The organism is Mycobacterium innocens, assembly GCF_900566055.1.
GTDB lineage: Bacteria > Actinomycetota > Actinomycetes > Mycobacteriales > Mycobacteriaceae > Mycobacterium > Mycobacterium innocens.
In genome coordinates this window covers 1-11,558 of record NZ_UPHQ01000165.1, presented here as the reverse complement: position 1 = coordinate 11,558, position 11,558 = coordinate 1, and the positions used below count along the sequence as shown (strand labels likewise).

Below are 11,558 nucleotides of genomic sequence, written 5' to 3'. Positions count from 1 at the left end.
GTTCGTTCGTGCGGGTCCACCAGTGTGGTGCTATGTCGGAGCGTGGGCAGTCGTTGTTCGGACGTGTCGCGGCGAAGGTGCGTCGTGAGGTTCCGGTCGAACAGATCCGGCCGGTACTCGATGCCGGGGGCGGAGCGTACGAGGAAATTGTGGCAGCGGATCGGCTGCGAACAGACCTGGTCAGTGCCGGGCTGAGCCCCTTGACGATGTCACCCGCGGAAAGCGGGCAGTTGTTGTGTTCTTGGGTGGCCTATGCCCTGCAGTCACTTGCCGACGCCTTCGTTGAGGCCGAGGAACGGTCTGGTCCGCCGCCTTCCCCCGGCTTCTTGACCGCCGTGACCGCTGATCAGGTGCGCCTGATCGCCGTAGCGGTGCCGCCGTGGATCGCCCGGGCCCGCCGAGCTGCCGCTGATCCTGGATACGACGTCGCGGGCGATGTCCCGCTGCCTGCAACGCTTCCGCCGTGGGTGCAAGTGGAGCCGTGCCCGTTGTCGCACCCGACTGGAATGCGCAATGCCGCGGCAACGATGTTCGAGCGGCGGCAGCTCGCGATGGCAGATTTCGAGCGGGCGACATCCAGTCATGCCGGCGTGCAGTCGGACATGCGCGCCCGGGTGGCGGCGCTGCAGGCCCTGCTGGACGCGACACCCGGGTCAGTTCGGGGCTCGCTTCGGGCCCGTGAGCACGAGGCGGCGGAGGTGGCGTTGCGAGAACTGGTCAATCGCTGTTTCGAGCTGGGCCAGATGCTGTCTCGCCCGCGATTGCTGCGCGGCCGGAGCCGGCCGCCCGGTCGGACTGCCCCACAGCCGCCGGTGCCGCGTCGCCCCGTGGCGGACCGGCCGGATTCCTTCTATGGGCATCACGCCGGCTATGACCATCACGGCGGGCATCAACGATCGAAATCCCGCGCCTGGCGCTCAACCACCACCAGCAGGATGAAACCGCGACGGACGGTGGCAGCACCGCAGGGATCAGAACTGTCCTCGGGTGGCGCGGTAGGAGGCCATGGCCCCGAAAGCCGCCAGCACCATGAACACCGCGAATAACCAGCGGGCCGCCATGGCCTCGCCGCCCCCGGCGGTGTTGACCACCACACCGGCCAGGCCAGCACCGAACGCCCCGGAGATCAGCTGCACCGTGTTGATCGCGGCGGCCGCCGCGCCGCCCTCGGCGGGGTCGTCGACACAGTGCATCGCCCATGCCGATAGGTGCGGCCAGGGCACGCCAATGCCGATCCCGGTGACCACCAGTGCCAACGCCCAAAATGCCACGATGCCGATTGGAGCGTTGTCGCGCTGAGTGATTGCGGCCAGCGCCAGACCGACCGCCATCACCACAGGTGCGGCCGCCACCAGACGGGCAACGACCCGCCCGTTGTTCAGCGACGCGCTGACTATTTCGCTGACCGTCCAGCCAAGTGCCAGCGCCGCACCCAACAGCCCGGCCACCACTGGCGTTAGATGTGCCAGCCGGTGACCGAACAACGGCACATAGCTCTCCACCATCGCGGCCGCCATCAGCAGAGCCATCGCCAAATAGGTCCATTTCAACGGTCCGGAACCAAACGTGCTGGGCGGCAACATCGCTGCCCGGATCCGCCACTCGAAGATCAGCAGGATCCCGACCAACAACCCGCCGGCGGCGAGCAGCCCGGCGGTCGCGAAAACGTTGTGCGGGATTCCCGCGACGCTGACGCTCAACACGGCAACCCCCAGAACCAATAGCGACCACAGCGGGACCTTGGTCACCGCCGTCACGCCCCTCCGGGCGACGGTGTCTGCTGTTAGTACCGCCGGCACCAACAGGGCCAGTGCGGCCGTTGCCATCACCATCGAGCCGAACGCCCACCGCCACACGTCGAACTGTGCGAACAAGCCGCCCGTAACGGGCCCGATTACGGTCGCGACCGCATACATTGCCGCCGTCAGCGCCGATGCGCGAGCCCATAGCGACGGGGGCAGAACGGCATTGATGACCGCATAGCCGAGCCCGGCCAGTAGGCCGCCGGCGGCGCCCTGCAGGGTCCGGCCCGCCAGCAGGACCTCCATACTCGGCGCCACGGCGCACACCAGGGTGCCGACCCCGAACACCGCCAGTCCGAGCAGGTAGGACACCCGCGCTCCCACGCGCAGCAAGACCGAGTAGACCGTGCTCGCCGCTATCACGGATCCGACCAGGTACAGCGTCGTCACCCACGCGTACAGCCGCTCGCCGCCAATGTCGGCGACCGTGCTGGGCATCAGGCTGATCGTCAGGAATTCGTTGACGGCGTAGAGCCCCACACCCCCGGCCAGCAGCGTCGCGGTCGCCACATACCTGGGACCGAATAGCACACGCCAACTGGCGGTGGTTTCGGCGGCGCTCGTCGCGTCGGTCACATCCACCACCGTATGGTCTCGATCGCGGTTGCGATCAACGCACATTGTGATCACGCCATGGCCGGGCGGTGATGGCCGCCGGAATGGCCCATCGCGTTCCGTCCCACGCTGTCTCGCATCTGAACAGTTGCCGCACTCGCTATCTGGCCCGTCAATGGCGTCACCGGCCGAACAGTCGGTGCGCGACCCGTACTCGTCGCGCGGCTAGCGTCTCCGGAGGATGGGGAGCGGGACTGTGTGATCAATTCTAAAACCGAAATATTTCCCACAGCGTGCCCTGGGGGCCTCATGCTCAAGACGTGCGAGTCAACACGATTTGCCGGCGATCACGTCGGCTCTGCAGTTCGGTTCATGCCCTGGAACTTGCCGTCCAACTGCGGCGCCGGCAACCGGCAATGCGGCCCCAATTGTCGAAGTCGATCCTCCCTCAAACGGCCAGGGCTGCGAGCACACTGTTAGCGTGCTGGCAGTTCCACCACCTGGTCGGCGCCGTTGTCGGCGACAAGTATTTTCTTTATGGCGGGATCCACCGCAACGGCCACCGGGTGGTCGCCGGTGAACGGCAGCACCGTTGGGGTGCTCGACCCGGGCTCCAGCTTCACCACTTTCCCGCCCTCGTGGTCCGTGACGTAGACAGCGCCAGCGGTATCCACCGCGATACCCGAGCGCACAGTGAGCCTTGTGAAGGGCAGTACCGTCGGGGTGCTCGAACCGGGATCCAACTTCAGCACCCTGTCGTTGTCGGAATCGGTGACATAGACGGTCCCGGCGGCGTCCACCGCCACACCATCTGGATGATTGAGGCCGGTGAACGGCAGATCAGTCTGCGTGTTCGACGTGGTGTCCAGCTTCACCACCCTGTTGTTGCCCCGGTCGGCGACTAAACATTGCCGGCAACATCCACCGCCACCCCCTGCGGGAAATTGGCGCCGGTGAAGGGCAGCACAGTTGGGGTGCCCGATCCGGGAGCCAGCTTCACCACCCTGTTGTTGAAGTCGGCGACGTACACGGTGCCGTTGGCGTCTACCGCCAGCCCCTGCGGCTGGTAAAGGCCGGTGAACGGCAGCACTGCCGGAGTGTGCGACCCGGGGGCCAACTTCACTACCCGCCCGTACATGCCCTGACTGGTGACGTAAACGTTGCCGGTGTTATCCAGCGCTACCCCGCCTGGTGAGAAGGGGAAGTCGAGTCCGGTGAACGGCAGGTCGGTTTGCCCGGACGCCGACGTCGATGGGTGCGGTCCCCCTATTACCAGGTATCCGGACGCCGATGGTGGCGATGACGAGAAGTGTGGTCGCGCCGACGAGAGCCCACAGCGTGCGTTTGTGAGGCTCCGCTCGTTCGCGGGGTGACTGGCTGACGCCCGTGAGTCCGCAGGGCCGGCGGAGGGCGGGGTCCACCCGGGCTGGGTGGGCGAGTTTGACAATCGCGACCATGCCCTGGCCTGGGCCACAGCGTCGGCGCTCGCCAGCCCGGTATCTGCAGCTCCGGTCGGGAGGGTTGCTTTCTCGCCGTGCTGCAGAATCGCGTCGCCTGTCTTGCTCGGCTGCGGTCAGTGCATTGTGGGCGGCGGTGGCCATTTTAACCGGCGCTGCGATAGCGCTCTTCGGGGTTCTTCGCCATGCCTCTGGCGATCACCGCATCTAAAGCCACCGGAGCCTTCCCAGGTCGCAGCCGAGTTCCTGCCCCAGCACCACCAGCAGCGGCAACAGACCCTGCAACTGATCACCGCCGCCGAAGCCCGCGGTCAACAACGTCTGGCCGAGATGAACCGTCAAGTCCTGCATAACCTGGACAACATCATCACCGCCCTCAACGATCCAGAACCAGGGAAGGCCAAACATGCGGGCTAACAACAGCATCCACCTCCTCCGCGCCGCTCAACAGCGGCACGAACACACCCGCGCCAAGGCCATCGCGGCGATGCACGAACTCGACCGGACCGGCGCCGTGCTCACCTTCGAATCCGTCGCTCGCCATGCCGGTGTCTCCCGCTCGTGGATCTACACCCAGACCGACCTCAAAGACGAGATCCGCCGACGCCGCGCCCAGCACCGGCCCGAGCCGAGCACACCGTTACCTGCCCGACAACGCGCCAGCGACGACTCCCTGCGACAGCGCCTCGAAATCGCCAACCGCCGCAACCACGAACTCGCCGATGAGAACCGGCGGCTACGCCGCCAACTCGCGTGCGCCCTTGGCCAACTCCGCGACGACACCGGCCGACACCGCGAACCAACGCATCACACTTCGGTAACGATCGGGCCGTGCTGACCGCCAACCGATATCGATCTCCAGCCGCGTCATGGACACCCTCCATGACACAAACCTGCAGGTCACAACAGCTATCGCACACAGTGCTCCAGATAACCTGTGAGTCGTTAAACGCCCGCTACCGCCGCGCGATCCGCGTGCGCGGTCATTTTCCCACCGAGCAGGCAGCCCTGAAATGCCTATACTTGGTCACCCGATCGCTGGATCCGACCGGGACAGGCCAGAAGCGATGGACGATGCGCTGGAAGCCAGCACTGAATGCCTTCGCGATCACCTTCGCTGACCGCACCCCGGCCAGCGAAACCAACTAACCGAAGATGCCACTTACACCATTAATCGGGCGGACCCGAGACGCGCACCGCGGGATTGAACAGGGCGCCTGCGAAACCTGTTGCTGCCGAGGCGATGAGAACGATCGGCAGAGACTAGGCAAGGCCAGTAGCGCGATCCCGCTGTGCGAAGCAAGCAGCGGGGCCACAATCAGTGGTTTGTAGCCGAGCCGTCGGCCAGTGTTCCGCCGACGACGAAGGTGCCCTGCTGTGAGAAATTACGTACGCCGAGCACGAGCCCGATCGCCCAGGCTGCCAGGCCTACCGAACCGGCGAGATAGCCGGCCAGGTGGGGCATGAACCTGTAGAAGCCAAGGTTGATGCAGAACTGGTTGATCATCAACATCCGGCTTTGCGGATCAAAGCTGCGGAACTGGCCGATGAAGCCCATCACCGCTTTCCGGCGGCCGGGTCGATGACGACGGGGCAGCGGGTCCAGGACTGCACGACGCGTTCGGTGGGGTGACTGATGACCGCCGGTTCGCTCGGCGGCTCGACGTCGAGCAGAGCGTGCTCGCGGCAGTAATCGTCGTTATAGATGGTGTCGAAGTAGCGTTGCGGCCCGTCCGGGAATACCGCGGCGATGGTGGTGCCGCGCGGGTGTGTTCGGGCGGCCCAGCCCGCGACAAGTGCGACTGCGCCCACACTCCAGCCGCCGCTGACGTACTGGGTCGAAGCCAGGGTACGACATGCCCATACCGCCTCTGCAGGGGCAACCCAGTGTGCTTCGTTGAAGGCTGGATAGTCCACGTTCCTGGGATAAATGCTTGACCCGAGGCCGCGCATCAGTCGGCTGGCGGCTGGTTGCCCGAAGATGGTGGAGCCGATGGTGTCCACGCCGATCAGCTTCAGGTCGAGGTTGTATTCGCGCAGCACCCGCGCCACCCCCGCCGAGTGTCCACCGGTTCCCACCGAGCACACCAGCACGTCAATATTTCCTAGTTGGGATATAAGTTCTAAGGCCAGCGGTCGGTAAGCGGCCACGTTGTCGGGGTTGTTGTACTGGTCGGGATACCAGGCATGCGGATCTTCGGCCAACAGCTGGGCGACTCGATCCTTACGCGCCTGCTGCCACCCACCGACCGGATCAGGCTCGGCGACCAGATCGAGGTGGGCGCCGTATGCAGTGAGCATGCGCTCGATGATCGGCTCCATGCCGGGATCGGTCACCACGGTGACCGGATGCCCGTACACGGTCCCGGCCAGCGCCAAACCCAAGCCCATGGTGCCGCTGCTGGATTCGACGATTCGCGCACCGCGCAGCAGGTCTCCGCGCGCCCGAGCTTGTTCCACCATGTGCAGCGCGGGGCGGTCCTTCATACCACCGGGATTAAGTCCCTCGAGCTTGGCCCAGAAGCCGCGGTCCGGTTCACTGAACGGCGCGGACACCCGCAACACCGGCGTGGTGCCGACAATCGTGTTCGCCCGTCCCTGCGTTCCCAACGCAACAGGCTGAGATGCTAGAGGTCGGTTGTTCTCAGGAGGTAAGGCAGAATTCATGTGATCGTCGCTTCTGCGTGAAAGCCGCGGCGTAGCGCGGCAGCTGACAATGACAGCAGTCACCAACCGTGATGGCAGCAGAGCCACCGGTCTGACGATGACCGGTCAGCGACGAGTGATGCACAACCGGGACAAAATCTGTTTGCCGGTCAACGAAGCAGCGAGCCGACCGGGCGGCGACCGCATCATTGGCGACACCATGGCCGCCAGCCACCCGGCAATGGCGATGCCCGCCATGGCGATGAAATCGGAACCGGCCAGCGGCGCGATTCGCGGTAAGACCGCGGCAGCAGACATGTCCGACGAACAGATGGATTCATGCTGAATATGGTCGTGACTGGCGAGCGCGAGAACACGATCCGCAGATGCCGATACCGAGCGATGTGAATGGACCGGGGAGACTTCACACCTGGGCAGGGCGACTCTGGCGCCCAAGACGAGTACCACCGCCGCGCCGAACACGAGAACGGTGGACCTCAGGCGAAAGCTCGTCGGGGTGCCGCTGAAACTTACGATGACCCGACTGTAACAACACCGCGACCCAAAAAAACGGAACCGCACGGACATCGACAGGTTCCCGGTCGAAGACGGACGATCGCCGCGACACCAGCGCAGAACGTGCGAAGATTCTCTCGACATCGCTCAAGCCCGGAAAACTGATACAGCATGATCGCAGCAGGCATTATGGACGGATGGAAACAGTGCCGCAGACTTCAGTGACCGGCGCAGGCCATCGGGCATTGGTAGTCGACAACGAAGTTTCGCTAGCCGGAGTGGTCGCCAGTTATCTCGAGCATGAGCAGTTCGAAGTATGTATCGCTCACGACGGGTCCGATGCGCTCACTTTGGCCCGTGCGTTTCACCCTGATGTCGTTGTCCTCGATTTGGGCTTGCCGGGGATGGACGGCATTGAAACCTGCCGCCAGCTACGCACCTTCTCCGATGCCTATGTTGTGATGTTGACTGCCCGCGACAGCGAGGCGGACACACTGATCGGATTGTCGGTCGGCGCCGACGACTATGTGACCAAGCCCTTCAGGCCCCGCGAACTCGTCGCCCGCATCCTCGCGATGCTGCGCCGACCGCGCACAATGCAGCCAGGGAGCGGGGACGTCAGCACCGAGGCCACGGCCAACTAGCAGGCAGTCATTTCGGTGCGTCGCCTTCGTGCACTTCTTGCCCGGACGCAACTTGACTCCTGCGGAAGTGCCGAAAGGCCTAGACTGCGACCCAGAAGGGCAGTCGAGTCATCTCTCACATCACAACAACAGGTTTGACCCGCGGTAGACCTTGGGGAGGAAAGATCACCTCGTCCAGACCGGCTCGGCAAGGTCCTTCCCACACAGTCGAGCGAACACGGCGACGAGCACTTGGGCCGCGATCGACCATCGCCCGCGACTGGCGTCGAATATCGGATGGGAATGGGACAATGAGTGACAACACCACACCAGGTGCAAAGCCGCGCCGATCCTTGCGCCGGCCCGGCATCGGGTTGCGCCTGCTGCTCGCCCAGACACTAGTGCTCGCCGCCGGTGCAGCAGCCACCTGGGCAATTGCCGCCGTCGTCGGACCGCCGCTTTTCCATAAACACATGCATGGGCAGGTGCCCGTCAACTCTTTCCTGGAAATACACGCCGACCATGCCTACAGATCGGCCACCGCCGTGGCCGTCGGCGGCGCCCTTGCCATTTCCGCGTTGATGGCGCTGGCGGTCAGTTGGTATGTCAGCCGTCGGCTGCAACGGTCGGTCACTGAGGTCGCCGCCGCTGCGACCGAGGTCGCCCGCGGCCGATACGACATCCGGGTTTCGCCTACCCGCCTCGACGAGGATTTCGACACACTCGTTGACTCGTTCAACCAGATGGCGGCCCGGCTACAGACCGTCGACGCTACCCGGCGCCAGTTGTTCGGCGACCTGGCCCACGAGATCCGCACCCCCGCCTCGGTGCTGGACGCCTATATGGACGCGCTCGAAGACGGGGTGCGGTCGCTGACCCCGCAGACCGCCGCGATGCTGCGCGACCAGACCCGCCGGCTAGTGCGGTTCTCCGAGGACACTTCTGCACTCGCCCAAGCCGAAGAGAGTGCCTACTCGATGGCCTTTAGCTGGATCGACGTGCGCGAGCTGATCGATGCTGCCGTGACGGCCATGCAGGAACGCTATCGGAGCAAACATGTCGATCTAGTCGTCACGTTACCTGCGAACCTGCCCCCGCTGTGGGGCGACCCGCAACGGCTCTCTCAGGTTCTAGGCAACCTGCTTGACAACGCGCTGCGCCACACGCCGCCGGGGGGACGCGTCGAAGTCCGCGCGGCTGTGGACGGCGCTGACTTCACGGTTTCGGTCGTCGACAGCGGTGAAGGCATCCCCGCCGAACACCTACCCCATGTGTTCGAACGGTTCTATCGAGCCGATCTCGCCCGCGATCGGGGCTACGGCGGAGGCGGAATCGGACTAGCCATCGTCAAGGCGCTGGTCGAGGCCCACAAGGGACGCGTCGCCGCGGCCAGCGACGGCATCGGCAAAGGCGCCGCGTTCACCGTCACCCTGCCGCTGGCTGCATCGGGTGCCAAGCGCACCCCTGAAACCGTGGTATCCGCCGGCGAAAGAGCCAGCTCTACTTAGGCGGGGGCGGCCAACCCTGCGCCCGAGCTGGTCACCGCGGTAGCGGGTATGTGTGCTGGCGCGGACTGTATGGATGACATGGACGTGGTCCGCAGCGGCGGCATGACGACGCTGTTCGGCGGGGTGTACGCACCTGATCGCGCTCACTGAAATTCCCCCACTGACGCTCATCGACGAGATCGTCCGCGACGGCGCCCGGCAGATGTTGGCGGCGGCGCTGACCGCCGAGGTCGCCGCCTATATCGATCGGTTCGCTGACCAACTCGACGAGCACGGCAGCGTGGACCATGAAGCCGGCACGCCGCCGCTCGGCGGCGAGCACGTCAATCCTGCCGGCCGGGTCCCCCCGGCCGCCGGAGCCTACGTGATCGGGCCGGCGACCTTCCCCCGCTCGGGCGCCGCCAACCCGTCGCTGACCACGCTGACGCTGGCCCGACACACCGCCCGTACGCTCGCCGCCGATCACTGCTGACCGAGCGCAAGACCTGCGTGCCTTGATGACCAGGCTGCTCGGCGGTACTAACCAAGGCAGCTACGACCTGATATGTAGATCCGTTTGTCAATAGCCAGGGGGAAGCGGACGCCATGACCGTCGTCGTGGCGTCCGCTTCCGTTGGCCGAGCCGAACCGTGCCGGCGAGCGTGTCGATGATTGTCGACGCGGGTGTCAAGTCTGATATGCGCGGGTTGGTTACCGCAGGACGGACTGTTCTGCTGGAGCGGATCGCGGGGTCTAGCCAAATTGACCATGGGGTCGCCCGTTTCGGGGTGAAAATGGGCTGGTGGTCGCCTTGCGACGCCGTCGCTCTATGGTCCTTGCAGGCTGTCGTCTAGCCGGGCGCTGGGATCGCGTTGTGGGCCCTTCATTGTTGCCGTTTCAGCAGAGCACGAGGATTAGATTTTGTTGTTCCCGTTGCGATTTTACGGGCGACCACCCCGTCAGGTATTGGATTTCGGTGATGGCGGAGGTGGTCGACCGTGTTGGAGGTGTCCGGTGATGAGGAACAGATCATCGCCAGGGTCGCGGCCCTGGACATCGGTAAAAGCGGAACTGGTGTGCTGTGTGCGCGTTCCCGCGGCTGACAGCGCGCGGAAACGATTACAGGAAGTCTCGACGCATTCGACGATGACCGGCTCGTTGACCGAGCTGGCCAACCACCTCGTCGAACGCGGGGTCGAGCGAGTGGTGATGGAAGCTACCAGCGATTATTGGAAACCGGTGTTCTACCTGCTGGAGGCCCACGGGCTGGAGCCGTGGCTGGTCAACGCCCGCGACGTCAAACACCTGCCCGGGCGCCCCAAGACCGATGTCCTGGACGCGGTGTGGTTGTGCAAAGTGGCCGAACGGCAGATGCTGCGACCCTTCGTGCCACCCCCGCCGATCCGGCGCCTGCGGGATCTGACCCGCTACCGCATCGACCTCATCGGAGCGCGCACCGCGGAGAAGAACCGGGTCGAAAAACTCCTCGAAGACGCCTGCATCAAGCTCTCCGTGGTGGCCTCCGACATTTTCGGGGTGTCCGGGCGGGCGATGATGGCCGCGTTGATCGCCGGCGAACGCGACCCCAAGGTGCTCGCACAGCTGGCGCGCTCGCGGATGCGGACCAAGATCAGCCGCCTCGAAGAGGCCTTCAACGCCACTTCGACGCCCATCACGGGTTCCTGCTCACCCGGATGCTGGCCCGCATCGACGGCATCGACGCCGACATCGCCGCCGTCGATGCCCAGATCGAAGCGTACCTGGCCCCTTTCGCGACGGCGGTGGCACGGCTGGATGAGATCCCCGGCATCGGGCCAGTCGCCGCCGCGATCATCCTCGCCGAGATCGGCACCGACATGTCACACTTCCCGACCGCCGGACACCTGTGCTCGTGGGCCAAGTTTTCCCCCGGCATCAACTCCTCGGCCGGCAAGATCAAAGGCAACGGCTCCACCGGACACGGCAACCGCTACCTGGCCCGCGTCCTGGGCGAGGTTGCCGTCGTCGCCGGGCGCACCGACACCTTTCTCGGGGAACGCTATCGGCGCATCGCCCGCCGGCGCGGCAAAAAACGGGCGATCGTCGCCGTCGGACGCTCCATCCTGGTCATCATCTGGCATCTACTGGCCGACGAAGACACCCAGTTTATCGACCTCGGAGCCGATCACTTCGCCCGCCACGTCAACCCCGACGCCACCAAACGCAACCACATCCGCCACCTCGAAGCTCTCGGCTACACCGTCACCCTCACCCCAGCAGCCTGACCCCCGCACACACCCCGGCACTGTCACCCGACGGCTATCTCGGCGTGCAGACTCCCGAGTCAACCCACCATCATTTTCGGATTAGTCCCGCTGGCCCCTGGCGGGGCCGCACACAGCAGGTGAAAATTGTGCGTGGGTCGCCCGGGCGACGTCGAAGTGTCCTTGGTGTGCGAGAGCCCGTGGTTTAGTCGGACGCGGGAGCCTCGGG

10 protein-coding genes and 5 pseudogenes are annotated in these 11,558 nt (G+C 65.1%); 8 read left to right on the top strand and 7 right to left on the bottom strand.

Annotation, left to right across the window (positions count from 1 at the left end):
• The first annotated feature begins 32 nt into the window (after nt 1-32).
• The gene (locus EET03_RS30860; RefSeq protein WP_075542010.1) at nt 33-1,046 is read left to right on the top strand and encodes a hypothetical protein; all 1,014 of its coding nucleotides are present in this window, start codon (nt 33-35) and stop codon (nt 1,044-1,046) included.
• Here EET03_RS30860 and EET03_RS16160 read toward each other — a convergent pair.
• The 3 genes and pseudogenes from EET03_RS16160 to EET03_RS32440 all read right to left on the bottom strand — a co-directional run bounded on the left by EET03_RS16160 (nt 972) and on the right by EET03_RS32440 (nt 4,240).
• On the bottom strand, nt 972-2,423 hold the full coding sequence (locus EET03_RS16160; protein WP_075542011.1) for an MFS transporter: 1,452 nt from the start codon (nt 2,421-2,423) through the stop codon (nt 972-974). The two genes, EET03_RS30860 and EET03_RS16160, sit on opposite strands and share 75 nt — an antisense overlap.
• 410 nt (nt 2,424-2,833) lie before the next feature.
• Nucleotides 2,834-4,058 (bottom strand): annotated as a pseudogene (locus EET03_RS32720) (serine/threonine protein kinase); the annotation flags it as partial.
• Nucleotides 4,022-4,240, bottom strand: coding sequence for a hypothetical protein (locus EET03_RS32440; RefSeq protein WP_208649064.1), 219 nt, complete (start codon nt 4,238-4,240; stop codon nt 4,022-4,024). The gene EET03_RS32440 and the pseudogene EET03_RS32720, both read right to left, overlap by 37 nt.
• Here EET03_RS32440 and EET03_RS16145 point away from each other — a divergent pair.
• Together EET03_RS16145 and EET03_RS16140 are read left to right on the top strand one after the other, a co-directional pair.
• The gene (locus EET03_RS16145) at nt 4,221-4,652 is read left to right on the top strand and encodes a DUF6262 family protein (protein WP_075542015.1); all 432 of its coding nucleotides are present in this window, start codon (nt 4,221-4,223) and stop codon (nt 4,650-4,652) included. The two genes, EET03_RS32440 and EET03_RS16145, sit on opposite strands and share 20 nt — an antisense overlap.
• A gap of 101 nt (nt 4,653-4,753) precedes the next feature.
• Nucleotides 4,754-4,963 (top strand): annotated as a pseudogene (locus EET03_RS16140) (transposase); the annotation flags it as partial.
• 42 nt (nt 4,964-5,005) lie between these two features.
• Here EET03_RS16140 and EET03_RS16135 read toward each other — a convergent pair.
• The 3 genes and pseudogenes from EET03_RS16135 to lpqS all read right to left on the bottom strand — a co-directional run.
• Nucleotides 5,006-5,372: pseudogene (locus tag EET03_RS16135) on the bottom strand (MFS transporter); the annotation flags it as partial.
• Complete coding sequence (locus EET03_RS16130) at nt 5,372-6,481, bottom strand: PLP-dependent cysteine synthase family protein (protein ID WP_208649063.1); 1,110 nt, start codon at nt 6,479-6,481, stop codon at nt 5,372-5,374. The pseudogene EET03_RS16135 and the gene EET03_RS16130, both read right to left, overlap by 1 nt.
• Nucleotides 6,482-6,586: 105 nt before the next feature.
• Nucleotides 6,587-7,048 (bottom strand): putative copper homeostasis (lipo)protein LpqS, encoded by a 462-nt coding sequence (gene lpqS, locus EET03_RS33285; RefSeq protein ID WP_482805336.1) that lies wholly within the window; start codon nt 7,046-7,048, stop codon nt 6,587-6,589.
• Between the two features lie 125 nt (nt 7,049-7,173).
• Here lpqS and EET03_RS16120 point away from each other — a divergent pair.
• The 4 genes and pseudogenes from EET03_RS16120 to EET03_RS31625 form a co-directional block, all read left to right on the top strand.
• Nucleotides 7,174-7,575: pseudogene (locus tag EET03_RS16120) on the top strand (response regulator transcription factor); the annotation flags it as partial.
• A 335-nt stretch (nt 7,576-7,910) separates the two neighbouring features.
• Nucleotides 7,911-9,107, top strand: a complete 1,197-nt coding sequence (locus tag EET03_RS16115; RefSeq protein ID WP_075542019.1) for a sensor histidine kinase — start codon at nt 7,911-7,913, stop codon at nt 9,105-9,107.
• 133 nt (nt 9,108-9,240) lie between these two features.
• Nucleotides 9,241-9,579, top strand: coding sequence for a GMC oxidoreductase (locus tag EET03_RS32435; RefSeq protein WP_099193587.1), 339 nt, complete (start codon nt 9,241-9,243; stop codon nt 9,577-9,579).
• Between the two features lie 653 nt (nt 9,580-10,232).
• Nucleotides 10,233-10,523: pseudogene (locus EET03_RS31625) on the top strand (IS110 family transposase); the annotation flags it as partial.
• On the opposite strand, the gene EET03_RS31620 reads toward EET03_RS31625, so the two are convergent.
• On the bottom strand, nt 10,514-10,759 hold the full coding sequence (locus EET03_RS31620; protein ID WP_244232391.1) for a hypothetical protein: 246 nt from the start codon (nt 10,757-10,759) through the stop codon (nt 10,514-10,516). The pseudogene EET03_RS31625 and the gene EET03_RS31620 sit on opposite strands and share 10 nt — an antisense overlap.
• 21 nt (nt 10,760-10,780) lie before the next feature.
• Here EET03_RS31620 and EET03_RS31615 point away from each other — a divergent pair, with 21 nt between their 5' ends.
• The gene (locus EET03_RS31615; RefSeq protein WP_244232390.1) at nt 10,781-11,350 is read left to right on the top strand and encodes a transposase; all 570 of its coding nucleotides are present in this window, start codon (nt 10,781-10,783) and stop codon (nt 11,348-11,350) included.
• Nucleotides 11,351-11,558 lie beyond the last annotated feature (208 nt).